This is a genomic window from Ensifer sp. LC11, assembly GCF_001695835.1.
GTDB lineage: Bacteria > Pseudomonadota > Alphaproteobacteria > Rhizobiales > Rhizobiaceae > Ensifer.
In genome coordinates, this window is record NZ_MBSO01000003.1 from 152,422 (window position 1) to 175,094 (window position 22,673).

21 protein-coding genes are annotated in these 22,673 nt (G+C 62.5%); 10 read left to right on the forward strand and 11 right to left on the reverse strand.

Going from position 1 to position 22,673, the window contains the following annotated elements; translation table 11 throughout:
- Positions 1-5: 5 nt before the first annotated feature.
- Complete coding sequence (locus BBX50_RS02565) at positions 6-3,656, reverse strand: FecR domain-containing protein (RefSeq protein ID WP_065773748.1); 3,651 nt, start codon at positions 3,654-3,656, stop codon at positions 6-8.
- Between the two features lie 278 nt (positions 3,657-3,934).
- The gene (locus BBX50_RS02570) at positions 3,935-4,621 is read right to left on the reverse strand and encodes a GntR family transcriptional regulator (protein ID WP_065773749.1); all 687 of its coding nucleotides are present in this window, start codon (positions 4,619-4,621) and stop codon (positions 3,935-3,937) included.
- 203 nt (positions 4,622-4,824) lie between these two features.
- On the opposite strand from BBX50_RS02570, the gene BBX50_RS02575 reads away from it, so the two are divergent.
- The 9 genes from BBX50_RS02575 to BBX50_RS02615 all read left to right on the forward strand — a co-directional run bounded on the left by BBX50_RS02575 (position 4,825) and on the right by BBX50_RS02615 (position 15,272).
- Positions 4,825-5,868, forward strand: a complete 1,044-nt coding sequence (locus BBX50_RS02575; protein WP_065773750.1) for a 4-hydroxythreonine-4-phosphate dehydrogenase PdxA — start codon at positions 4,825-4,827, stop codon at positions 5,866-5,868.
- Positions 5,869-5,943: 75 nt separating this feature from the next.
- Complete coding sequence (locus BBX50_RS02580; RefSeq protein ID WP_065773751.1) at positions 5,944-6,930, forward strand: tripartite tricarboxylate transporter substrate binding protein; 987 nt, start codon at positions 5,944-5,946, stop codon at positions 6,928-6,930.
- Between the two features lie 147 nt (positions 6,931-7,077).
- A complete protein-coding gene (locus tag BBX50_RS02585) occupies positions 7,078-7,578 on the forward strand; it encodes a tripartite tricarboxylate transporter TctB family protein (protein ID WP_065773752.1) in 501 nt (166 codons plus the stop codon).
- A 132-nt stretch (positions 7,579-7,710) separates the two neighbouring features.
- On the forward strand, positions 7,711-9,249 hold the full coding sequence (locus BBX50_RS02590) for a tripartite tricarboxylate transporter permease (protein WP_065773753.1): 1,539 nt from the start codon (positions 7,711-7,713) through the stop codon (positions 9,247-9,249).
- A 48-nt stretch (positions 9,250-9,297) separates the two neighbouring features.
- Positions 9,298-10,236, forward strand: a complete 939-nt coding sequence (locus tag BBX50_RS02595) for a sugar phosphate isomerase/epimerase family protein (RefSeq protein ID WP_065773754.1) — start codon at positions 9,298-9,300, stop codon at positions 10,234-10,236.
- Positions 10,237-10,249: 13 nt separating this feature from the next.
- Positions 10,250-11,968, forward strand: a complete 1,719-nt coding sequence (locus BBX50_RS02600; RefSeq protein ID WP_065773755.1) for a dihydroxyacetone kinase family protein — start codon at positions 10,250-10,252, stop codon at positions 11,966-11,968.
- Positions 11,969-12,301: 333 nt separating this feature from the next.
- Positions 12,302-12,826: a DUF992 domain-containing protein gene (locus BBX50_RS02605; RefSeq protein ID WP_065773756.1), complete on the forward strand. Its 525-nt coding sequence runs from the start codon at positions 12,302-12,304 to the stop codon at positions 12,824-12,826.
- A gap of 163 nt (positions 12,827-12,989) precedes the next feature.
- On the forward strand, positions 12,990-13,610 hold the full coding sequence (locus BBX50_RS02610) for a DUF922 domain-containing Zn-dependent protease (RefSeq protein ID WP_065773757.1): 621 nt from the start codon (positions 12,990-12,992) through the stop codon (positions 13,608-13,610).
- 393 nt (positions 13,611-14,003) lie between these two features.
- Positions 14,004-15,272 (forward strand): sulfotransferase family protein, encoded by a 1,269-nt coding sequence (locus tag BBX50_RS02615; protein WP_065773758.1) that lies wholly within the window; start codon positions 14,004-14,006, stop codon positions 15,270-15,272.
- Here BBX50_RS02615 and BBX50_RS02620 read toward each other — a convergent pair.
- The 9 genes from BBX50_RS02620 to phnG all read right to left on the reverse strand — a co-directional run bounded on the left by BBX50_RS02620 (position 15,219) and on the right by phnG (position 21,716).
- Positions 15,219-16,166: a capsular polysaccharide synthesis protein gene (locus BBX50_RS02620; protein ID WP_065773759.1), complete on the reverse strand. Its 948-nt coding sequence runs from the start codon at positions 16,164-16,166 to the stop codon at positions 15,219-15,221. The two genes, BBX50_RS02615 and BBX50_RS02620, sit on opposite strands and share 54 nt — an antisense overlap.
- Positions 16,167-16,289: 123 nt before the next feature.
- Positions 16,290-16,904 carry a DapH/DapD/GlmU-related protein gene (locus tag BBX50_RS02625; protein ID WP_065773760.1) on the reverse strand — a complete coding sequence of 205 codons (615 nt, stop codon included), beginning with the start codon at positions 16,902-16,904 and terminating at the stop codon, positions 16,290-16,292.
- Entirely contained in the window at positions 16,901-17,608 is a 708-nt protein-coding gene (phnL, locus tag BBX50_RS02630) for a phosphonate C-P lyase system protein PhnL (protein WP_065773761.1), read from the reverse strand. Before phnL ends, BBX50_RS02625 begins: the two co-directional genes overlap by 4 nt.
- A gap of 3 nt (positions 17,609-17,611) precedes the next feature.
- Entirely contained in the window at positions 17,612-18,388 is a 777-nt protein-coding gene (phnK, locus tag BBX50_RS02635; protein ID WP_065773762.1) for a phosphonate C-P lyase system protein PhnK, read from the reverse strand.
- A complete protein-coding gene (locus tag BBX50_RS02640; protein ID WP_065773763.1) occupies positions 18,385-19,263 on the reverse strand; it encodes an alpha-D-ribose 1-methylphosphonate 5-phosphate C-P-lyase PhnJ in 879 nt (292 codons plus the stop codon). The genes phnK and BBX50_RS02640 overlap by 4 nt, the downstream gene beginning before the upstream one ends.
- Positions 19,260-19,532, reverse strand: coding sequence for a hypothetical protein (locus BBX50_RS02645; RefSeq protein ID WP_065773764.1), 273 nt, complete (start codon positions 19,530-19,532; stop codon positions 19,260-19,262). Before BBX50_RS02645 ends, BBX50_RS02640 begins: the two co-directional genes overlap by 4 nt.
- On the reverse strand, positions 19,529-20,638 hold the full coding sequence (locus BBX50_RS02650) for a carbon-phosphorus lyase complex subunit PhnI (protein ID WP_065773765.1): 1,110 nt from the start codon (positions 20,636-20,638) through the stop codon (positions 19,529-19,531). The genes BBX50_RS02645 and BBX50_RS02650 overlap by 4 nt, the downstream gene beginning before the upstream one ends.
- Positions 20,639-20,640: 2 nt before the next feature.
- Complete coding sequence (phnH, locus tag BBX50_RS02655) at positions 20,641-21,249, reverse strand: phosphonate C-P lyase system protein PhnH (RefSeq protein WP_065773766.1); 609 nt, start codon at positions 21,247-21,249, stop codon at positions 20,641-20,643.
- Positions 21,249-21,716, reverse strand: coding sequence for a phosphonate C-P lyase system protein PhnG (gene phnG, locus BBX50_RS02660; protein ID WP_139108420.1), 468 nt, complete (start codon positions 21,714-21,716; stop codon positions 21,249-21,251). Before phnG ends, phnH begins: the two co-directional genes overlap by 1 nt.
- Before the next feature lie 90 nt (positions 21,717-21,806).
- Between phnG and phnF the strand changes: the two genes are divergently transcribed.
- Positions 21,807-22,538 carry a phosphonate metabolism transcriptional regulator PhnF gene (gene phnF / locus BBX50_RS02665; RefSeq protein WP_065773800.1) on the forward strand — a complete coding sequence of 244 codons (732 nt, stop codon included), beginning with the start codon at positions 21,807-21,809 and terminating at the stop codon, positions 22,536-22,538.
- The last annotated feature ends 135 nt before the right edge of the window (positions 22,539-22,673 follow it).

A 22,673-nucleotide genomic window follows, 5' to 3' on the forward strand; every position in this document is an offset into this window, starting at 1 on the left:
CTCCGTCAGAACCGTACCTTGATTGTGCCCTTGAACGTCGGCCCCCAGCCCGGCAGGCCGTCGCGCAGGTCGAAGTCTTCATCGAGCAGATTGAAGGCCGCCAGATCGACTTCGACCTGCTTGTCGAATGGCTCCCATTTCAGCGATGCATCGAGCGTCCAGAAGGCGTCCAGCGTCTGGCCGTCCCCCGGCCGCGAGCCTACATAGTTGGCGGCGATCGTCGCCTTGATGTTCGCGGTATTGACCCAGGTCAGCGCCACCTGTGCGGTATTTTCAGGCACGAACAGCAGTTCGGCGAACCCGCGGCTGCTATCCTTGACGTCTGCCTCCGTATGGGCTGCCGTTAGCGCCAGGCCGAAGCCGTAGCCGAGCGCAAAGTTGGTGGTTGCGGCAACCCGGTCGATGCCGACCTTCGCATAGTCGAGATTGATCGTGGATAGCGGGAGATCCAGCGCGAGCTCGCGCACCTCCTGGTGCTGATAGTCCAGGGCCGTGAAGAACCAGTCGTTCCATTCCGCGTCCCACCGCAACGCCAAGGTATCGGCATAACCCTCCGGGCCAAAGCGAAGCTGGTTGGGTTGCAGGCCGACAATACCGATAGGGGCGAGCGTTGCGACATCGAAGTTCAGGCCATCGCGCATCGCCGCTGCCCGCAGCCAATGGCCTTCCGCCGGCGCCCAGGCAATGCCAAGCTTCGGCTCAAGACGGATATCGCCATCGTTGACGCCCTCGATGTAGCGAGCAAAGAGCGCGCCTTCCGCCTTCAGGTCCGGCGTGATCTCATAGATCGTGTCGACATAGGCCTTTGCGACCGTTTGGCTCGCCGACGTCGAGGTCGATGCGATAAGGGGGGTGTTTCCGGTCGTCGCTCCGAGCGGATCGAAGATGTCGAAAGTGCTGGACGACCTGACGACGCCGCCTTCGATGCCATAGCGCCATGTGAAATCGCCATCGCCATAGAGGTGATTGACGGCAGCGACGTAGGTCCTCTGTTCCTCTTCGCTTCGGCTGGTGGCAAGGTCGGGCAAGGGCAGACCCGAGAGGCGAATGCGCTCGTTTTCGACGGAATTCTGGTCGGAGAAGAAGAAAGCTGCGTTGGCAATGTTGCGGTAGCCGAATGTGTGGCTCCATGCGACGCCGGATATCAGCCGTGACGAACTGTCGTCGTTGAGGGCATCGAGGCCGAAAGGTACAGCGCGCGGATCCGGGATATCGAAGATGCTCTTGGCATCATCGAAGTCGGCATAGTTGGCGTAGGCGACAATCCTGTCGTCAGGCGTGGGGGAGGCTGTCAGGTAGCCGTTGCCCCCGAGCAGGCGCGTATCACGATCAAGCTCCAGCCCTTGGCCAAGATCGATCGTGTCGCGGGGCTCCTCCCAACGGATATTGCCATAGACGCTGATCGGGAAGGGCGAGTAGTTGTAGGCCCTAAGTTCAGCTTCGCCGATCCATCCCGTGTGGTCGTTGTCGGCGATGATCCCACCGCCAAGTGCGGCTTCGAAGAACGGCCGCTGGACGATATTTGCCGAGCGCTCGCGGCTGACGAGCATATGCGGCTCGATGAGCAGCCCCTGGAAAAAGGCGGAGAAACTCAAGGGATTGGCGGTGTTGACGACCGGGCTGCCGTCGAAATCATAGTCGTTGAACAAGGGGTTGACGCTGCCGCGCACCGCCTGGTCGACATAGCTCGACCCGGTGAACGGATCGAAGACCGCGTCTCCGTAATATTGCCCCCACGCATTCAGGCCCTGCAGCCGGAAGGCGTCGTTGAGCGTCGAGCCGGCGTCCTGGTTGGCGCCAAGCGCGGCACTCTCGCCGCCGCGTGCCCGGGTGCGACGCATCAGTTCCTGCGCATAGCGGATCGCCGCATCGGAATCGTATTCGTCGATGGCGATCGCCGTGCGCATCTGCATGACGACAGGATCATTCGGATCGAGCCGGTCGGCATTGTCGAGCGCTTGCGCGGCGGGAATACGGTCGCCCTTTTCGTAGTAGGCGCCCGCCAGCAGCAGCTGCGCATTGGAGTAGGCGGGATTGGCGGTCGATCCCGCCAGGAGATCCGCGAGCGCCTTGTCCAGCTCTCCAGTCTGCATGTGGTAGCGACCACGGGCGACAAGCGTCACGTCGAAGGATGGGTCGGCGGCCAGGGCCGCGTCGATCTCGGCCTTCGCCTCGCTCATGCGATTTTCATCGAGGTATAGGATCGAGAGGTTCGCGTGGGACACCGGGTCGTTGGGGTCGAGCGCGATCGCCTGTTTGAACGCCTTTTCCGCTGCGCGGTCGTCGCCCCGTTCGCCCTGGACGAGACCGAGCGCATTCCAGAGCGACGAGGAACCTGGGGCCGTCTTCAGCCCGCGCTGCAAATCCGCCAGGGCCCCTTCCAGGTCGTTTTCGTAGTGAAAGCGATAGTCGGAGCGGGCTTCAAGCGCCGTCGGATCTTCGGGGTCGATGGCAAGCGCCTTTTCGATCCCGTCGCGCACCTGCGCACGATCGTCGAGCAAGAGAGCGAAACGCGCACGGGCAGCCGGCAACGTCGGATCGTCCGGGTACTGGCGCTCGGCCTGCTTGAGCGTCTCGATTGCCGCGCGGATGTCGTCGCGAAAGCCATTGGTCCAGGCCTTGGCCATCGCGCCGTAAGCACCGGCCGTGCGCCCCGGCGGAGCTTCGACCCGGTCGGGGTCGGCAAGGGAGCGGGCGAAATAGCCGCCGTAGGCAGCGATGGCGCGCCTCTTGGCATCGAGCCCGCGTGCCGAGCGCGCAAAGAGCCTGGCCGCCTCGTCGTAGCGATTCTCAGAACCAGCGATCAGGGCATCGACGAGATCGGCACGCGCCCGTTGCGTTCCGCTCAGCCGCCGCTGCCGCGCCTCGACCAGGGCGGCCTGCGCCTTCTGGCGACCATCAAGCGAGAGGTAGATTTCCGAAAGCGTCAGCCATTCTTCGGTCGAGCGAGCCCCGGCAGGTTTGGCCTCGATGCGTTGGCGTTCGTCGCGCATGTCGGGGAGGCGCAATGGGGTCGCCGGCATCCAGACGAAGGAGTCGCGCAGCGACAGATGGAACAGCATCTGTTCCCGATCCTTCGGGTTGACCACCACCACCTTCGACGGCGCCTTGCCGATCGCGGCGACCGCACCTTCCCCTTGGGCGACAGTGACGCTGCCCTGCGCGTTGCTGAGTTCGACCACGCCTTCAAGGACGATGAGCGAGGTCTTGCCATCAGGGCCAACGGTCAGCGTCCAGTCGGTGCCGCGGATGGCCGCTGTCGCTGCCGGCGTATCAATGGCGAGACCCTGGCCGCCGCGCTCGGCGCGGGCCCAGATCGTGCCCGATTCCAGCTCGAGATTGGTGTCACCGTCCGTTCCCATGTGCTTGACCCTGAGCGCTGTGTTGCGGCCGAGGCGTACTTGGGTGTGATCGGAAAACAGAATGGCAAGTGCGCCAGTCGTATTGGTGCGCAGCACATCGCCGGAAAGCAGATCCTGGGCGAGGTCGACGAAACGCCAATTCGAGACGTCGACAAAGCGGACCTCTTCGCCGGATTTTCGGGCGATGACGGATCCGGCGACCGGCGGCGTTCGCGGAAGTGGATCCGCGAGCACCGTTCCAGGACAGAGTATTGCCGCCGCTGCGAACAGTACTCGACGCCCTTGTCGCCCCATTTTATTCCCCGCCTCCAGCCACCTGGAGCCAGTGAAATTCGGGCGCGTCAAAAGTCAATAGTGTTCGAATATTCGAATTTATTTTCCAAGTGATGTGTATTGTTCAGGCGACAGGTATCACGGCAATATTTCCCTGCATCCGGGCTCCGGATCGCGCCCTGCTATGCTTGGGTATAGCTGATGTTGTCGGCAGCCAGCCTTCGACGCTTGGATTAACAGGGACGTGGCCTACGATGCGCGGCTTCTGAGCGGTCATCGCTTGGAGCCCCGAGCCTCGGTCAGACGGAAGTCTTGACGCGCTCCCAGGCATTCATGAGGTGACGGCCGAGAACCTCGGAGAGCTTTGCCTTGTCGCGGGCCTCCAGCGCGACGATCATTTCCTCATGCTCGGCAACGGCCGCCGCCCATTTCTCCGGGCCCTCGTGGCCGATGAAGCGGATGCGCTTCAGTCGAGTCTGCAGCACGCCGTGCATGTCGGCCAATGCGGCGTTTGCCGCAAGCTGGACGATGGCCGAATGGATCTGCTGGTTGAGCTTGTAATATTGCAGGCGGTCGCCGGCCTTGTAGCGCTGGACCATATCGTCATGCAGCGCGCGCACTTCGGCGATGCCGGCATCGCTTGCCGCTTCGCAGGCGAGCTTTCCGGCAAGCTCCTCCAGCGTCTGCAACACCGTCAGCATGTCGTGCACGTCCTTGCCGCTGAAGCGCTTGACGATGGCGCCGCGGCTCGGGACGAGCTCTACCAGCCCCTCACTTGCAAGATACTTGATGGCTTCACGCAACGGCGTGCGGGATACCCCAAGCTGCTCGCCGAGCTGGCCTTCGTGCAGCCGCGTGCCTGGCGACAGGTCTCCCTCGATGATCATGTCGCGCAGGTGGCTGACCAAAGTGTCGTGCAGCGCAGTCCGCCGGATCGGGCCTGGGCCGCCATCCGGCCGCCTCTCTAGAGATGTGTTTTCGTTCATTGTTTTGCTTCTGCACCTGGCGACTGGATGTCGGCCGTCTGTTCCCGTTCGCACCGATTGAATCAGCGCTGTCTCATTAAAGCATGGAGACCGGCTCTCCCATCGTCAACAGAAAATGCTGCATACAGAATACAAAAGACTTGATGCAGAATTTTGAATAACGTATGACGACGGTCGAAAGAATGAAGCGGAGGACATCTCTCATGACGACCAACGGTGCTGCCGGTAACGGCGCGCGTCCTGTCATTGCGCTCGCGATGGGCGATCCGGCGGGTATCAGCCCGGAGCTCACGGCAAAGCTGTTGGCGCTTTCCGACATCCGCGAAGCTGCGCACATCATCACCATCGGTGATCGTCGGATCCTGGATGAGGGCGCCAAGGCTGCAGGCGTGACGCTCGACCTCGAGCCGTCGACGCTCGAAGGGCTCGACAACGCAGGCATGTCGCGCCACGTTTTCGTCGATCTCGCTCATCTCGACCCAGCAGACGTGGTTCGCGGCGAGGCGACGCTTGCGGGCGGAACCTTTGCGACCCGCAACTTCCGCACTGCGCTTGCACTCGCGCACGCCGGCAAGGCGGACGCCGTCTGCTTCACGCCCTTCAACAAGAAGGCCATGCGCTTCGCTTATCCGGGCTATGACGACGAGATCCGTTTCGTTGCCGACGTTCTCGGCTTCACCGGCAAGGTTCGCGAGTTCAACGTTCTCGAGAAGGTCTGGAATGCGCGCGTCACCTCGCACATTCCGCTCAAGGAAGTGGCCGACAATCTCTCGGTCGATGGCATCATTGCCGAGCTCGAGCTGACCCGGGCCTGCCTCAAGGAGGCTGGTTACGAAGAGGCGAAGATCGCGGTTGCCGGTCTCAACCCGCACGCCGGCGACGGCGGCAGCTTCGGCATGGAAGAGATCGACATCATCGAGCCGGCCGTTGAAAAGGCCAAGGCGCTCGGCTTCAACGTCGAGGGGCCGTTCCCGGCCGATACGGTTTTTGGTCGTGCGCTTAAGGAAGGCTACAACGCTGTCCTCACCATGTACCACGACCAGGGCCAGATCGCGATGAAGCTGATGGGCTTCGACAAGGGTGTGACCATGATGGGTGGTCTGCCGTTCGCGCTCTGCACGCCGGCCCACGGCACCGCTTACGATATCGCCGGCAAGGGGATCGCCGATGTTGGCGCCAGCCGCGAAGCACTGCTGCTTGCGGTGCGCATGGCGAAGAAAAAGGCCGCTCTCAAGGCTGCTGCCTGATTTCGCGCACTTTCAAGCAATAACGGCGCAGGAGGAGGTCTTGCGCCGCAGAACCACAAAACGGGAGGACCCGAAATGAAGAAATCTGTCTCTTTCGCATGCATCATGGCAGCCGCCTTCGGCGTTGCCGCTCCAGCTTCGGCCTTCGAGCCCGACCGCCCGGTTGAATTCGTCGTCACGGCTGGTCCGGGCGGCGGCACCGACATCTTCGCGCGCACGATCCAGGCGATCATCGGCAAGTACGAATTGATGAAGGCGCCTGTCGTCGTCACCAACAAGGGCAGTGCCGGCGGCGCCGAAGGCTTCGTCTATACGGCAACCAACAAGGGCGACGCCTACAAGCTGGCGTTCGGCACCAACAACGCCTACCTGCTGCCGGTTCGCGCCAAGGTTCCTTACAAGGCTGAAGACCTGACGCCGGTGGCAGCCCTTGCCTCCGATGAGTTCATTCTGTGGGTCAATGGCAAGGCGTCCTACACCACCGCTGCCGACTTCGCCGCCAAGGCCAAGGAAGGCGGCCTGAAGATCGGCGGCAGCCAGTCGAAGGACGTGGACCAGATCCTGACTTCGATGATCAACGAGGCGACCGGCGCGACGATCAACTACATCCCGTTCAAGAGCGGCGGCGAAGCGGCCGTTCAGCTCGCTGGCGAGCATCTCGACGCCAACGTCAACAATCCGAGCGAGAACCTCGGCCAGTGGCAGGCCGGCATGGTCAAGCCGCTCTGCGTCTTCAAGAGCGTCAAGCTTTCGAATGACGCCAAGGTTGCCGGCGACAAGGGCTGGAGCGACATTCCGACCTGCAAGGAAACGGGCATCGCCATCGACAACTATTCCATGCCGCGCACCGTGTGGCTGCCGGCCGGCGTTGACCAGGATGTGGTCAAGTTCTATGCCGACCTGATGCGCAAGGTTTCCGAAACGCCGGAATGGGCGAAGTACCTTGCCGATACCTCGCAGTCGCCGTCCTACATCGCCGGTGACGACTTCAAGGCCGCCATTGAGATGGATGGTGCTGCCGTCGGCGAAGTGCTGAAGCGCGAAGGTTGGCTCGCCAACTAAGCGGCGGGAGATGGGGACGGGTGCCTCTGCAGCGCCGCGCGTCAGGTATGACGCGCAACGGATGCTGCAGAACTTCAAAAAGGCTGCATCATTCCTGTGGGGGAATGATGCAGAGGCGCCCGTCATTCGCTTTGAAAGGTCACGATCATGAGCGAGAACGGTGCGAATGGGATCTCCCGCTTCGCGGTTGAGCTTGGCGTCGCCGCGCTGACCGGCGTCTTCGGCGCGGCGGTCTGCTACGGGTCTCTCGATATCGGCGCGGGATGGACCGAGTTCGGACCCGAGGCCGGCTACTTTCCCTTCTATGTCGGCCTTCTGATCCTTCTTGGAAGCGTCGCCAATGCAATCCACGCCTTCCTGAAACACCGCGGCACTGGTGAGATCTTCATCGATGGGCACCGCACCAAGGTGGTGGCGTCGTTCCTTTTGCCGCTGGTCGCCTTTGCCGGCATTTCCGCCTGGCTCGGCCTTTATGTCGGCACAGCGCTCTACATTGCCGGCACAATGCTCTTCCAGGGGCGTTACAAATGGTGGATCGCGCTGCCGTCCGGTGTCGCCGTTTCGCTGTTCTTCTTCATCGTATTCGAGATCGGTTTCAAGGTTCCGTTGCTCAAGGGACCGATCGAGGCCTGGTTCGGGATCTACTGATCCCGACCGCCTAAGGAATGTCGTGCAAAAGTGCACAGCGGTTTTGCGATAACGACAGGAAGAAAATCAAAGACTTAAAGCGCAAAGCGAATCTGAAAGATCGCGACGCGCTTTAAGCCCGGGAGGAACAACATGGAAAATATCGGTCTTCTGATCGATGGCTTCGGCCATATCCTTAGCTGGAACCATATCCTGCTGATGATGATCGGCGTCACGCTCGGCATTCTCGTCGGCGTGCTGCCGGGCCTCGGCGCGCCGAACGGCGTGTCGCTGCTGCTGCCGCTGACGTTCTCGATGGATCCGATCTCGGCCATCATCCTGCTCTCCTGTATGTACTGGGGTGCACTCTTCGGCGGTTCGACGACATCCATCCTGTTCAACATTCCCGGCGAACCCTCGTCGGTGGCGACCACCTTCGACGGCTATCCCATGGCGAAAGCCGGGCAGGCAAGCCGGGCACTGACGCTCGCTTTTGTTTCTGCCGGCATCGGCGCGCTCGCCGGCGTCGTGATGATCACGCTGCTTTCCGGCTGGGTCGCAAAATTCGCGCTGCGCTTCTCCTCGCCCGAGTACTTCGCGGTCTATTTCCTCGCCTTCGCCAGCTTCATCTCGATGGGCGCGCAATCGCCCTTCAAGACGCTCGTTTCGATGATGGTGGGCTTTGCACTTGCCTCCGTCGGCATGGATACGATCTCAGGCGACCTGCGCCTGACCTTCGACATTCCGACCCTGATCAAGGGCGTCAGCTTCCTGATCGCCGTCATGGGGCTCTTCGGCATCGGCGAACTGTTGCTGACCACCGAGGAGGGCCTGCGCTTCGAGGGCATCAAGGCGCGCGTCAAGCTCATCGAGATCGGCCGCACACTGGTTGAGATCCCGCGTTACTGGTTTACGATCCTCCGCTCGACGATCATCGGTATCTGGATGGGCATCACGCCTGCCGGCCCGACTGCCGCTTCGTTCATGAGCTACGGCGTTGCTCGCCGTTCGGCGCGCGACAAGTCGAAGTTCGGCAAAGGCGACCCCCGCGGCGTCGTCGCACCTGAAACCGCCGACCACTCGGCCGGCACCTCGGCGCTGCTGCCGATGCTGGCGCTCGGGGTCCCCGGTTCGGCAACGGCCGCCGTCATGATGGGCGGCCTGATGATCTGGGGTCTGACGCCCGGTCCGATGCTCTTTACCGAGCGGCCCGACTTCGTCTGGGGCCTGATCGCTTCGATGTATCTCGGCAACGTCGTCGCGGTGTTCCTGGTGATCGCCACCGTGCCGCTCTATGCCTCGATCCTGCGGGTGCCGTTTGCGATCATCGGTCCGATCATCGTTGCCGTCATCTTCTCCGGCGCGTACCAGGTGGCCAACTCGGTCTCCGACATCTTCCTGGTCATCGGCTTCGGTGTGCTCGGCTATGTCTTCAAGAAGCTCGACTACCCGCTGGCGCCGCTGGTGCTTGCCATGGTGCTCGGTGACAAGGCCGAGGACGCCTTCCGCCAGTCGATGCTGCTTTCGGGCGGTAGCCTCACGATCTTCTGGTCGAACCCGCTGGTATCTTCTCTGATGGCACTCGCCCTGGCGCTCCTGCTGTCGCCGCTTGTCTTCGGGCTGATCGGCCTGGCCCGCAAGCGCAGCCAAGATGCGGCTCCCCCGCATGGCGACGGCAGCGCGGCGGCTTGACGGAGCCGCCGCACCAACCCAGAAATTCGAGGAACGGTGAGGAGTGCCATGGCGAACACAGCGCGCAAATGGAACCGGGAAACGTGGCCGATCGCGGCCGCCATGATCCAGTATCCGAACGGACTTGCCGACGGCAGTTCGGTGCAGGACCAATCGGTCGAACAATGGGCCGAAACGCTCGCCGATGTCGTCGATGCCGGCTTCACCGCCCTCGACCCGACCGACAGCTGGATCCGGCTTGCCGATCTTTCGCCGTCGCGACTTGACGACTTCGTCAAGCTCACGCGCGAACTCGACCTGACCACGCCGGCGATCTCGACTGCGCGGCGCAGTGTCATCGACCCGGAATTCGGCGACGAGTACCTGACCTATGGTCACCGGGTGATCGACACGGCTGCCGCGATCGGAGCGGGCTCCGTCTCCTTCGGCTTCTTTGGTCCGCTCACCGAAGCGCAGAAGAAGGCGCTGTGGTTTTGGACCGTCGATGGCGTCAAGAACCCCGATGACCCGGCAATCTGGCAGAAGGCAGTTCAGCGCATCCGCGAACTCGGCCGCCATGCAGAGCAACTCGGCATCGAGCTCGCGCTCGAAATGTACGAGGACACCTATATCGGTTCCGCCGACAGCGCGGTGCGCTTCGTCACCGACGTCGGATTGGCGAATGTCGGTATCAACGCCGACCTCGGCAACCTCGTGCGTCTTCACCGCCCGGTAGAACACTGGCAGCAGATGATGGCCAAGGTCGCACCTTTTGCGAAGTACTGGCACGTCAAGAACTACTACCGCACCGAGGACGAGACATCGGGCCTGGTCGTCACCCATCCGGCACCGCTGGAATTCGGCGTCATCAGCTACCGTGCCGCGATCCGCATGGCGCTGGCGCACGGCTTCAACAGCCCGTTCCTCTGCGAGCATTACGGTGGCGACGGCCTCTCCGTCAGCGCCGCCAATCGGGATTATCTGAGGCGCATTCTGCCTCGCGACTAAGGGAAGAGACGCGATGACCACCATTTTTGACGCACCGGAAGACTTTGCGACCACCGCGCTTGCCGGCTTCAGCTCGATCTACGCCCGTAATGTCCGGCTCGTGAAGGGTGGCGTCGTCCGCTCGACCAAGGTGCCGAAGGGCAAGGTTGCGGTCGTCGTCGGCGGCGGCTCCGGCCACTATCCGGCCTTTGCCGGCTATGTCGGTCCCGGCATGGCGGACGCCGCAGTTGCCGGTGATGTCTTCGCCTCGCCGTCCACCGCAGCCGTGGCCCGCGTCTGCCGCCATGCCGACCAGGGCGGCGGCGTGCTTCTCGGCTTCGGTAACTATGCCGGCGACGTGCTGAACTTCGGCGTTGCCGCCGAGCGCCTGCGCGCCGAAGGCATCGACGTGCGCATCGTGCCGGTCACCGACGACGTTGCCAGCGCCTCGGCCGAAACGCCGGCCAAGCGCCGCGGCATCGCCGGTGATCTCGTCGTCTTCAAGGTCGCCGGTGCTGCCGCCGAAGCGGGCCTCTCGCTCGACGAGGTCGAGCGCGTCACCCGTCTTGCCAATGACCGCACGGTGTCCTTCGGCGTCGCTTTCGGCGGCTGCACGCTTCCGGGCGCCAAGGGGCCTCTCTTCTCCGTGCCGAAGGGCGAGATGGCCCTTGGCCTCGGCATTCACGGCGAGCCGGGCATCCGCGAAGAGAAGATTGTTTCGGCGAGCGAGTTCGCCAAACTGCTGGTCGGCAAGCTTCTCGCCGAGCGCCCGGCTGGCGTTCGCAAGGTTGCGCCGCTTCTGAATGGTCTCGGCTCGACCAAGTATGAAGAACTTTTCGTCCTCTGGGTGGCGATCGAAAAGGAACTGAAGGCCGCCGACCTTGAAATAGTCGATCCGGAATGCGGCGAGTTCGTCACCAGCCTGGACATGCAGGGTTGCTCGCTGACGCTGATGTGGCTGAACGACGAGCTTGAAACCTATTGGCGCGCGGCCTGCGACGCGCCGGCATTGCGCAAGGGGCCGATCATCGCCACCGAGCCGGCAACCGATGTGCTGAGCGACGATGACGGCGCGGTTTCCTTTGGTGCGGCCTCCGACGATTCCAGGCAAGGCGGCAAGTGCATCGCACGGCTGATCGGCGAACTTGCCGAAGCCCTGAAGCAGGCCGAGGACGAACTCGGCCGCATCGACGCCTTTGCCGGCGACGGCGACCACGGACAGGGCATGCGCCGCGGTTCGGCGGCGGCCGACGATGCGGCGAAAGCTGCCGTTGCTGCCGGCGCCGGAGCAGCGAGCGTGCTTGCTGCGGCCGGCGACGCCTGGGCCGATCGTGCCGGTGGCACGTCGGGTGCGATCTGGGGTCTGCTGCTGCGGGCCTGGAGCAATGCCTTCAGCGACGAGGCAGCGCCGAATGAAACGGCAATTGTTGACGGTGCCCGGCGCGCGCTCGACGGCGTCACGCGCCTTGGCCGCGCCCGCGTCGGCGACAAGACCCTCGTCGATGCGCTGGTGCCTTTCGCCGAGACGCTGGAACGCGAATTCGCCGCCGGCAGGGCGCTGACCGAAGCCTGGAAGGCTGCGGCGAAGGCCGCGACCGACGCCGCCGAGGCGACCTCTGGCCTGACGCCGAAGCTCGGCCGTGCCCGCCCGCTTGCAGAAAAGAGCATCGGCCACCCCGACGCCGGCGCCGTTTCGCTGGCGCTGACTGCCCGCGTCGCCGGTGATTTCCTGGACCAGGCCGCAAAGGCCTGAGGCAACCACCTTTTGGTCGGGCGGCGGCTATGCCGCCCGACCAACACCACTCGACATGCTCCTGCACGGGCAGATGTGCCCCGTTTCGCCACGTTTGCCTCTGGTTCGACACCGGAAAGATGCTCCGGACGGGCCTCGTCGTGGCTTTTACATCACAATCCCTGGTGATTGTTGGGGAAACCCAGCGGATTTTCCCGTTGTGCAGTGCCCTGCCACGGAATTGCCCGATGCCGGGCTATGGCTGATTGTTCCTGCAGCGTGCGCTATGTGCTTGAGTTCGCGTGCCGCCGGTTAAATGCCAATCATTTCTGACGTTCCGAGAAGGAGACAAGAATGAAAAAGAGTTTTGCCGTGAAGGTGTCCGCAGCGTCTCTGGTTCTCGCTGGCGCGATCGCCGCCAATGCGGCTGATCTTGCGACAGTTCAACCGCAGCCCGAGCCCGATACCAGCAACGGCGTCAAGATCGGCTACCTCGATTGCAACATCGCCGGCGGCGTCGGCTATGTGCTCGGTTCGGCCAAGGAAGTCGATTGCGTCTTCCGTTCGACGATGGGGGCCGAGGCTTCCGACCACTATTCCGGCGCGATCCGCAAGATGGGTGTCGACGTCGGCTTCACCACGCAGAGCCGCCTGATCTGGGCCGTGTTCGCGCCGACCGCTGGCTACCACCGCGGCTCGCTCGGCGGCCTCTATCAGGGCGCAACGGCGGAAGCGACGGTCGGCGCCGGCATCGGTGCCAACATCCTCGTCGGCGGCACCTCCGGTTCCATTCACCTGCAGACGGTCAGCGTGACCGGCCAGATCGGCCTCAACCTCGCTGCAACCGGCACGTCGATGACGCTGACGGCCGTCAACTAAGGTCGATTGGCGCCCCATTGCACCTCCCACGACGGGACGCCAAAGACCGGATAGGACGACAAAGGCACCGCGCGCCCAGACGGCTTGCGGTGCCTTTGCATTTTGACCTGTTGCCTTCAGCCGATTCGCGTTTAAGGAATGCGGTCAGGAATCGTGCGCCGAGATGGGCAAGCTTCGAGGGGTCGGATTGAACAAAAGCCTTTGCCTGGGTGTTGTTGCCCTTTGCCTTGTGTCTGCGCCACGCATCGTTTTTGCCGAATGGCAGCCGATCGAGAAGGAAGCGCCCTACATCGTCACCGGTCAGACGGGCGCGGAGCTCTATGCCTCGATCGGCGAACGCGGTCCGAAGGCCGGGCTCGGCCGGGCGATCGCCCATACCAATTTCAAGCTGACCTGGACGCGGAAATACGAGGAGCAGGCCGGCGCCTGTGTGCTGACGACGGCAAAGCCGAAGCTGATCATCACCTATACCTTGCCGAAGCCGGCAAGGGCGCTGCCCGCAGGCACGCGCGAAAACTGGGAGATCTTCATCGACGGCGTGCGCAAGCACGAACTCGTACATGGCGATTTCATCAAGGAGATGGTGCGCGCGATCGAAGCCGCAACCCTGGGGCTCACCGTTCCTGATGACCCGAAATGCCGCAAAATCCGGACAGTAATGACCGAGCGCCTCGGCGCGCTCTCCCAGGCACAGCGCCAGCGCAGCCGTGACTTCGACCAGGTCGAACTGACCGACGGCGGCAATATTCACCAGTTGATCCTGAAGCTGGTGAACGGGCCGTAGATAGGCGCGTTGCAGTTTTGTCGATGGGCTGCCCTCTGACGTGAGCGGCCAGCGTGCCACTGCTTGCCCCAATGGCCCTGTCAGCGCATCGGTGGTTGCACCACGAAGTGCGACACATTGCACGGGAGGCCATAGCGTGCGCGTGTGGCCGTCTCGTTCAGTGCTTCGGACAAGTTGCGACTCCGGGTGTAGTGACGCGTTTGGAGGGCCTGAGATTGGCGAGTATAAGCAACGTTCGTGGTTCCTCTTTCAGTCGTTAAGACATGGCTTGCGTAAGATCCCTCTGATTTGATAGCGAGCAATTTGCTTCCCGCGAAAAGGTGGCTTCGGCAACCCGTGAAAGGGCACTGCCTTGATCGACGGGAGAGTGAGGGGAACATTGGGGGGACCAGCATGAACGTTTCGATTCCAGCCGAGCATTACGAGCCTGAAGGGACGCACCCGACGAGGCGTATCGGATTGGCCGTGCTCGGTATGCACCGATCAGGGACCAGCGCGCTGACACGTGTTCTAAGTCTTCTGGGAGCTGATTTGCCTGCCAGATTGATGGGCGCCGGCGGGAGCAACGAGACGGGGCATTGGGAACCCGAGCGCCTGGTTTCCATAAACGACCAACTGCTGGCAGAAGGTGATGGCAGTTGGGACGACTGGCGAAGCTTTGATCGTCAGTTGTTGGATGAAAAATATCTCCATTTTAGGAGTGTTATCGCTGCCTGCCTTCGAGAAGATTTCGGCGATTCACAGTTGTTTGTTCTGAAAGATCCAAGAATCTGTCGGTTGGTTCCCTTATTCAAGGATGTTTCGGATCAGCTAAACGTCGAACTCCGCTACATTATCCCATACCGGAATGCGGATGAGGTTGCCGCCTCACTAAATGCTCGCGATGGAATTACTGTCGACTACGGAAGGTTGATGTGGGCACGGCATATCCTTGAAGCAGAGGCAGACACCCGAGGTTCAGCCCGAGTTTTTGTACCTTATGATGCGCTGCTCAGCGATTTCGAGGGCGTGTGCCATCGGATTGGCTCGTGTTTGAATGTAGACTGGCCGATCCCCGTAAGCCAGGCGCGAGCGGGCATCGCCGACTTTGTAAGGCCGGACCTCCGACACCATAATACGTCGGAAGAGCGCCTGCACAGCGTGGGAGAGATCGCAGGCTTTACGGACCAGATACGGGCGAACATTGTTAAGCTTGACCAAAATCCCAGTGACCAAGAGGCCATGGGAGAGCTTTCATTGCTGAAGGAAAAACTCGATAACCCTCGTAAGCGCTTTGTAGACGCAACGTTCAGCGAGCTTGTGGGTCGGCGCAGGAGAGACGCAGAAAGCTTCAGATTACAGTTGGAACACGTCCAGCATGACGTGGATGTGAAATCAGAGCAACTGCGCCAATCGCATGCGGCACAGGAAGCCGCAGACGTGAAACTGGAGCAGGTGCAGCAGCAGCTGACTGCGGCGCGGGAGGCTGCTGGCTTCAAGGAAGAGGAGTTTCGGCGGCAACAGCTTCAATTGCAGAACGACCTTGCAGATGCCGCGGCTCGTGCGCAAGCACTGGAAAGAAGCTTAAGCGCAACGTTGAACAGCTACTCCTGGAGAGCTACGCGTCCACTACGTTGGCTGGCTAGCCTTCTGGTGCGGCGCCGAGGGGATGCCCTCGCTTAGGCGCGAAATGAATGTTGGGCCGTCGCAAGGCACCTCCGCCCCCGGCTTGTAGGTGAGTTTCTGAATCCATGAACGGGCCAGTACGCTTCGATACAAATCGTATTCGAAGGGATAGCCGAGCAGCGCCTGCATTTCGTGGGGAATGGCTGCGTTGTGAAACGGCACATCGTTCCATAGCTTGGCCAGCCTATGCTGGGCGAGCACAACAGATTCAAACAAATAGTGGAACATGAAGTAGTCACCGGGCTTCTCAGCGCGAAGCCAATAGTTCTGGTAGGCGGCGCTTATGGCAACCGTCAGGGGGGCCTCTGATTTCGCATGCATAAACCAGTTGGCCAGTATGCGTGGATCATAGGGCCACCGGAATACGAAAAAATCACGCTCTTCGATCCAGTGTGGAATGGCGCGGTCAATCAGAACGGTAGCGTCGATCCAGGTTCCACCATGCCGCTCAAGCAACATCAATCGCACTAAATTTGAGAATTTTGTCCAACCCCAGAAAGGGATTCTGTCCATGAGGCTGCCAGGTATATCAAGATAATCGCCTACGGTTTCAGCCGTCAGGACGATACGTTTCCTACCGGCGGAATTCATCTCGACCGATCGAAGGCAGGTTTGCACGATCGGCGGAGCCGTCTCCGCCCCTTGGGCCCAGAATTGCCAGATCGGCCCGAGTTGGCCTTTGCGAAGCGGGGGGCTTTTAACTCCCTTGCAATGATCGATCGCGGCGTAACGGGCTGCCAAGTGTTGAGTGCTGTTGGTCCTCATTTGCAATGCTATCGCCCCGCGCCGTAATTTCCACGGCAGGTATGGAGCGGCAGCGATATGCGTTGCGAGCAGGAGGCGCGCACGATCTGCGGTCTGGCGCATGCCTTGAAACAAATAGTCTTGCATCGAGTCGCCCCCATACGCGATCAACGCGGTAATAGTCGGAAACCAGGGTGGCGGCAATCTCGGCGGCATCGACCAACTAAGCGATGCGGAAAGCGAGGATGACGTGTCGAAGTTCCCTACTGTTCACGCATAGCGCACCAAAAACTCCTCGGCCGTCAGCTCGCGGAAATCGTCAAGCGCGCGGCGCAGGCGCTGGTGGTCCCAGTCCCACCAGGCAAGGGCGTCCATGCGTTCGCCGATGCCCTCGTTGAAGCGGGCGCGGATGAGCTTGGCCGGCACGCCGCCGACGATCGTGTAAGGTTCGACGTCCTTCGAGACGACGGCGCCGGCGCCGATCACCGCGCCATTGCCGACATTGACCCCCGGCAGGATGGTGGCACCGTGGCCGATCCAGACGTCATGGCCGATGGTCACGCGGTTGGACCGTCGCCAGGCGAAGAGGTCGTGGTCGAGCTCCGTATCGTCCCAATAGTTGGGCGCGCGGTAGGTGAAGTGGTGCAGTGTCGCCCGCCAGGTCGGGTGATTGGTGGCGTTGATGCGCACGGCCGCGGCGATGTTGACGAACTTGCCGATCGTCGCGCACCAGATCGAGCCGTCCTGCATGATGTAGGAATAGTCGCCGAACTCGACCTCGTCGAGCCGCGAGCGCTCCTGCACTTCGGTATAGCGGCCGAGCGTCGAATTGTTGACGCTCGCCGTCGGATGGATGAAGGGCTCAAGCCCGAGCTTCTGGCTCATGCGGCAGCCTTTCGCGGCGAGAACGCGGAAACGTCGAGGATGCGGTCGGCGACGGCGTCGCGCACTTCCTCGTCATGGAAGATGCCGATCAGCGCCGTGCCCTTGGCCTTCTTTTCGGCGATCAGCTCGACCACGACCGCCCGGTTCCTGGCGTCGAGCGAAGCGGTCGGCTCGTCGAGAAGCAGGATCTTGTGATCGGTGATGAAGCCGCGGGCGATGTTGACGCGCTGCTGCTCGCCACCGGAGAAGGTGGCTGGCGGCAGGCTCCAGAGTTCGCGCGGCAGGTTGAGCTTGCTTAGGAGCTCGGCCGCATGCGCGCGGGCTTCCTCGATCGGGGTGCCGCGGGCCTGCAAGGGTTCGGCGACGATGTCGAGAGCGGAGACGCGCGGCACGACGCGCAGGAACTGGCTGACATAGCCGAGCGTGGTGCGCCGGACTTCAAGCACGGTACGCGGCTCGGCGGTCGCAAGGTTCACGAGCTTGCCGTCGTGATCCATCAGGATCTGGCCTTCATCGACACCGTAATTGCCGTAGAGCATCTTGAGGATCGAGCTCTTGCCGACGCCGGAGGGGCCGCCGAGAACGACGCACTCGCCCGCCTTGACTGAGAAGGAGACATTGGCGACGACGGGCCGGCGGATACCGTCGCGCAGGTGCATGGTGAAGCTTTTGGCGACTTCGGAAACAACAAGGGGCGTAGCCATGGTTTACACCTGCAAGATGGAAGAAACGAGGAGCTGGGTATAGGGCTCGCGCGGATCGTCGAGCACGCGATCGGTCAGCCCTTGCTCGATGACGGCGCCGTCCTTCATCACCATCATGCGGTGTGAGAGAAGGCGGGCGACGGCGAGATCGTGGGTGACGATGATCGCGGCAAGGCCGAGGTCGTGCACGAGGCCGCGCACCAGGTCGAGCAGGCGCGCCTGCACCGAGACGTCGAGACCGCCGGTCGGCTCGTCCATGAAGACGAGGCGCGGAGAGGTGACGAGATTGCGGGCAATCTGCAGGCGCTGGCGCATGCCGCCGGAGAAGGCGCGCGGCTGGTCATCGATGCGGTCGATGCCGATCTCGACCCGCTCCAGCCAGTCGCTGGCGGTGGCACGGATGTTGCCGTAGTGGCGGTCGCCGACGGCCATCAGTCGTTCGCCGACATTGGCGCCGGCCGAAACCGTCATCCTGAGGCCATCGGCCGGGTTCTGGTGCACGAAGCCCCAGTCGGTCCTCATCAGGAAGCGACGCTCGGCTTCGCCCATGCGAGCGAGGTCCCGGTACTGACCGTCGCGCATGTGGTATTCGACGATGCCCGACGTCGGCATCAGCCGGGTCGAGAGGCACGACAGCAGCGTCGTCTTGCCGGAACCGGACTCGCCGACGATCGCGAGCACTTCGCCCGGGTAGAGTTCGAAGGAGACGTTGCGGCAGCCGATGCGGCTTCCGTAGAACTTCGAAACGTCGTTCACTTTCAGAAGCGGTACGGTACTCATTCTGCGGCTTCCTTTCGGGCGAGCATGTGACCTGCATGGCCGCAGGCGCGGCGGTCTTCGCAATGATCGGTGTCGGAGCAGACGAACATGCGTCCGCCCTTGTCGTCGAGAATGACCTCGTCGAGATAGACGTCCTCGGCGCCGCAGAGCGCACAGGGCTTGTCGAAGCTCTGGATCTCGAACGGGTGATCGTCAAAGTCCAGGCTGACGACGTCGGTATAGGGTGGCACGGCATAGATACGTTTTTCGCGGCCGGCGCCGAAGAGCTGAAGCGCTTCCGACATGTGCATCTTCGGATTGTCGAACTTCGGCGTCGGTGAGGGATCCATGACGTAGCGGCCCTCGACCTTGACCGGATAGGCATAGGTCGTGGCGATATGGCCGTTGCGGGCGATGTCCTCGTAGAGCTTCACATGCATCAGCCCGTATTCCTCGAGCGCATGCATCTTGCGCGTTTCGGTCTCGCGCGGCTCGAGGAAGCGCAAGGGTTCCGGGATCGGTACCTGGTAGACGAGCGTCTGGCCCTCGGTGAGCTTTTCCTCCGGAATGCGGTGGCGCGTCTGGATGATCGTCGCCTCCTTCGTCCGGGTGGTGACCGCGACATTGGCGACCTTCTGGAAGAAGGCGCGGATCGAGACGGCGTTGGTGGTGTCGTCAGCACCCTGGTCGATGACCTTCAACACGTCTTCCGGTCCGACGATCGAGGCGGTGACCTGAACCCCGCCAGTGCCCCAGCCATAAGGCATCGGCATTTCGCGCGACGCAAATGGAACCTGGTAGCCGGGGATGGCGATCGCCTTCAGGATTGCGCGGCGGATCATGCGCTTGGTCTGTTCGTCCAGATAGGCGAAATTATAGGTAGCAAGGTCGTTCATCGCTGATTACCCTTGAGAGTGTCGACCGCGGATGGGGCCAGGATTTGAGCGAGATTTTTGTCTGGGTGGTTGGGATCTTTGTCGTATGTTCCGCAGTCGCCGGCCTGTTCAGCATTGCCCGCCTGCCGGCGCGCGAGCCGGATCGCCGAGCGCGCAAGAACGACGGCGGGGGTGATGCCGGTGCCGTCTATGCTGGTAACGGCGGCGATTGCGGCGGGGACGGTGGCAGCGGAGACTGAACCGCCGGCGCTGGAGGTGTGCCCGATCATTCGGCCGCCTCCCGCTGTTCCTTTGCCGTCTCGCCGGAATTGGCGGCTTCATAGTCGCGGCGCATGCGGCGCACCAGGTCCAGTTCCGCCTGGAAGTCGACATAGTGCGGCAACTTCAGGTGTTCGACGAAGCCTGTCGCCTGAACGTTGTCGGCGTGCGAAATGACGAATTCCTGGTCCTGGGCGGGCGCAACGATGTCTTCGCTAAACTCGTCGGTTCTGAGCGCCCGGTCGACCAGCGACATGGACATGGCCTTGCGTTCGCTCTGGCCGAAAACGAGGCCGTAGCCGCGGGTGAACTGCGGCGGCTGCTTGGCCGAGCCCATGAACTGGTTGACCATCTGGCACTCGGTGACACGGATCGTGCCGAGCGAGACGGCAAAGCCGAGCTCGGGAAGATCGAGCTCGACCTCGACTTCGCCGATGCGCACTTCGCCGACGAAGGGGTGAGTGCGGCCATAGCCGCGCTGGGTGGAATAGGCGAGCGCCAGCAGGAAGCCTTCGTCGCCGCGCGCGAGCGCCTGCAGGCGCAGATCCCGGGCCATTGGAAACTCCATCGGCTCGCGGGTGAGGTCGCCCATAACGTGACCCTCAGGCATCTGGCCGTCGCCCTCGATCAGGCCTTCGCCGTCGAGAATGTCGGAGACCCGCATGACGTGTTCGCCGGGTTCCTTGACCGCCGGTTCCGCAATGGCCTCGTCAGAAATCAGCGACGGGTCGAGAAGGCGATGGGTGTAGTCGAAGGTGGGCCCGAGCAGCTGGCCGCCGGGCAGATCCTTGTAGGTCGCCGACACGCGGCGCTCGACCCTCATGTTGGCGGTGTCGACCGGCTCGGAGTAGCCGAAGCGGGGCAGGGTCGTGCGATAGGCACGCAGGATGAAGATCGCCTCGATCATGTCACCGCGCGCCTGGCGGACGGCGAGCGCTGCGAGTGCGCGATCGTAGAGCGAGGCTTCCGCCATCACCCGGTCGACGGCAAGGCCGAGTTGCTCGACCACCTGGTCGATGGTGATAGAGGGAAGGTTTCGGTCGCCGCGGCGGCGATCGGCGAGAAGGCGGTGCGCATTGGCAATGGCGGCTTCCCCGCCCTTGACGGCTACATACATGGTTACGCCTCCTTCTGCGAAAGACGGGTTGTGCGCGGCAGGCAGAGAAGCTCCTCGCCGGCGGTCAGCGCGAGGTCGACACCGCGCGGGAAGATCGCGCGATTGGCGTTCCAGAAGTCGAGAAACACATCCGGAAGTCCCTTCGGCGATATCTCGACCTCGGTCTTGATGCCGGGGCCCTTGGCGACGAGCGGCATGCCGCCCGAGAGCGCTTCGATCTCGACGACGAGCGTGGTGGAGCGATCGGGGTATTCCTGCGTTCCGAGCGCGAACTGGTCGAAGCTTGGAATGGCAGTGCCCTTTTCAACGAAGGCGAAGCGGGCTTCGGTCTTGCTTGACGTCACCGATGCGCCGGTGTGAAAGGCGATCCATTGCGGAACGGCAGATTTGGAGAGCGCTGGCGTCAGCCAGACGGGCGTATCATGGTCGCAAAGCGTCAATGCGACAGCACCGGCGGCGCTACCCAGCGGAGCGGGCGGGGTGCTCGTGGCCGAAAGCTGCCTGATCGTGCCTGGGCGCGCGAAGCCGTCCATCAAGTTGCGGAACACGGACTGGGCGGCAAAGACCGGATCGGCGAAGGCGCCGGCGTAAATCTGCGATTGGCTGGCCATCAGTCGTCTCCCCGGACCATGGTGAAAAAGTCGACGCGGGTAGCCGCAGTCTCTTCGGCCTTGCGGCGTTCTTCCCGTGCCAGCCGCTCGCCGATGCGACGGAGCAGAGCCTCGACAGGGGCTTTGTCGCCGTCTCGCTGGGAGAGCGCATCGAAGATGGCTGCGAGGCGGGCGCGCTGCTTGTCGGTGCCGAGCAGCTGCCCGTGGCCGATCTCGCTGGTCGAAAGTCGGATGGTTGCGCGCGAAACGGTTGCTTCGCCGAGATTGAAGGGATCGCCGCCACCGCCAATGCGGCCGCGCACCATCACGAGACCGGTCTCCGGACCGCGCACCGGATGAACCTCCGGCTTGTCCACGAGCGCGTCCCAGGCGGCCTTGAGCTCGTCGAGGGTTGCGCGGGCAAGCAGTCCCATGGCCTTCTTGCGCACCGGATCCGGCGGGCTTTCCTGTTTCAGCTTCGCATCCATCATTTTCACCTCAAATGTCTATTGATCTAGACAACTATACATCTTATACTTTTTCATAGCGTCGGCAAATGACAGGCTTGTGACATGGCAATGCGAAAAGTGGTGGAGCGACAGACCGGGGTCGCCCTGTGGCGGCAGATCGCCGACCGGATCCGCCTGGCAATCAGCAATGGTGACTATGATGCGGCCGGCATGGTGCCGCCCGAAACGGCGCTGGCAGCGGAGTTCGGCGTCAACCGGCATACGGTCAGAAGCGCGCTGGCGGCGCTTGCCGATGAAGGCCTGGTGCGGGCCGTTCAGGGACGCGGCACGATGATCGAGCGCAAGGAACGGGTGAGCTACCCGATCTCCAAACGTACGCGCTTCTCGCAGGGGCTCGGTCGTCAGGTGAAGGAGATCGGCACGAGGCTGCTTGGTCATGCCGAAATGGCCGCAACGGGCGAGGTGGCAAAGGCGCTGCGGATAGCGCTCGGAGATCCCGTCATCGAGCTCAGGACAGTCAGCAGCGGAGACGGACGGCCTCTGTCGGTTTCGGCAAGCTACTATCCGGCGAACCGATTTCCGCGCATGGCCGAGGATTTCGCGCAGTTGCATTCGGTGACCAAGGCCTTCGCCGCTCATGGCCTCGACGACTATGTACGTGTCTCGACTGAAATCGTCGCCCGGCACGCCGATGCCGAGGAGCTTTCGATGCTGAAGCTTTCGCCGGGCGCGATCGTACTAGAGGCGCAGTCGGTCAATGCCGATCTGGACGCCAAACCCGTGGAGTATTCCCGCAGCCGGTTTGCCGCCGATCGCATGAAGCTGCGGATCGAGACGTAAGTCAGCGCTGCGTCCGGACCCGGCGGAGCGATCCGCGGGTCAAAACAACACCCGTGGAAAGGATCCCCCACTTAGCTTCAAGCACTCCATCGAGGAAATAAGGCGTAGGCCGCATTTCCGACGCCTTTTTGCCGC

Bases quoted from the DNA above. Each gene is read 5' to 3' on its own strand.
- phnL (WP_065773761.1), bottom strand. From the start codon at position 17,608: ATGGCTACGCCCCTTGTTGTTTCCGAAGTCGCCAAAAGCTTCACCATG.
- phnH (WP_065773766.1), bottom strand. From the start codon at position 21,249: ATGGCCAGCCAATCGCAGATTTACGCCGGCGCCTTCGCCGATCCGGTC.
- BBX50_RS02620 (WP_065773759.1), bottom strand. From the start codon at position 16,166: ATGCAAGACTATTTGTTTCAAGGCATGCGCCAGACCGCAGATCGTGCG.
- BBX50_RS02565 (WP_065773748.1), bottom strand. From the start codon at position 3,656: ATGGGGCGACAAGGGCGTCGAGTACTGTTCGCAGCGGCGGCAATACTC.
- BBX50_RS02595 (WP_065773754.1), top strand. From the start codon at position 9,298: ATGGCGAACACAGCGCGCAAATGGAACCGGGAAACGTGGCCGATCGCG.
- phnG (WP_139108420.1), bottom strand. From the start codon at position 21,716: ATGGATGCGAAGCTGAAACAGGAAAGCCCGCCGGATCCGGTGCGCAAG.
- BBX50_RS02570 (WP_065773749.1), bottom strand. From the start codon at position 4,621: ATGAACGAAAACACATCTCTAGAGAGGCGGCCGGATGGCGGCCCAGGC.
- BBX50_RS02625 (WP_065773760.1), bottom strand. From the start codon at position 16,904: ATGAGCCAGAAGCTCGGGCTTGAGCCCTTCATCCATCCGACGGCGAGC.
- BBX50_RS02580 (WP_065773751.1), top strand. From the start codon at position 5,944: ATGAAGAAATCTGTCTCTTTCGCATGCATCATGGCAGCCGCCTTCGGC.
- BBX50_RS02605 (WP_065773756.1), top strand. From the start codon at position 12,302: ATGAAAAAGAGTTTTGCCGTGAAGGTGTCCGCAGCGTCTCTGGTTCTC.
- BBX50_RS02590 (WP_065773753.1), top strand. From the start codon at position 7,711: ATGGAAAATATCGGTCTTCTGATCGATGGCTTCGGCCATATCCTTAGC.
- phnK (WP_065773762.1), bottom strand. From the start codon at position 18,388: ATGAGTACCGTACCGCTTCTGAAAGTGAACGACGTTTCGAAGTTCTAC.
- BBX50_RS02615 (WP_065773758.1), top strand. From the start codon at position 14,004: ATGAACGTTTCGATTCCAGCCGAGCATTACGAGCCTGAAGGGACGCAC.
- phnF (WP_065773800.1), top strand. From the start codon at position 21,807: ATGCGAAAAGTGGTGGAGCGACAGACCGGGGTCGCCCTGTGGCGGCAG.
- BBX50_RS02640 (WP_065773763.1), bottom strand. From the start codon at position 19,263: ATGAACGACCTTGCTACCTATAATTTCGCCTATCTGGACGAACAGACC.
- BBX50_RS02650 (WP_065773765.1), bottom strand. From the start codon at position 20,638: ATGTATGTAGCCGTCAAGGGCGGGGAAGCCGCCATTGCCAATGCGCAC.
- BBX50_RS02645 (WP_065773764.1), bottom strand. From the start codon at position 19,532: ATGATCGGGCACACCTCCAGCGCCGGCGGTTCAGTCTCCGCTGCCACC.
- BBX50_RS02610 (WP_065773757.1), top strand. From the start codon at position 12,990: ATGGGCAAGCTTCGAGGGGTCGGATTGAACAAAAGCCTTTGCCTGGGT.
- BBX50_RS02575 (WP_065773750.1), top strand. From the start codon at position 4,825: ATGACGACCAACGGTGCTGCCGGTAACGGCGCGCGTCCTGTCATTGCG.
- BBX50_RS02600 (WP_065773755.1), top strand. From the start codon at position 10,250: ATGACCACCATTTTTGACGCACCGGAAGACTTTGCGACCACCGCGCTT.
- BBX50_RS02585 (WP_065773752.1), top strand. From the start codon at position 7,078: ATGAGCGAGAACGGTGCGAATGGGATCTCCCGCTTCGCGGTTGAGCTT.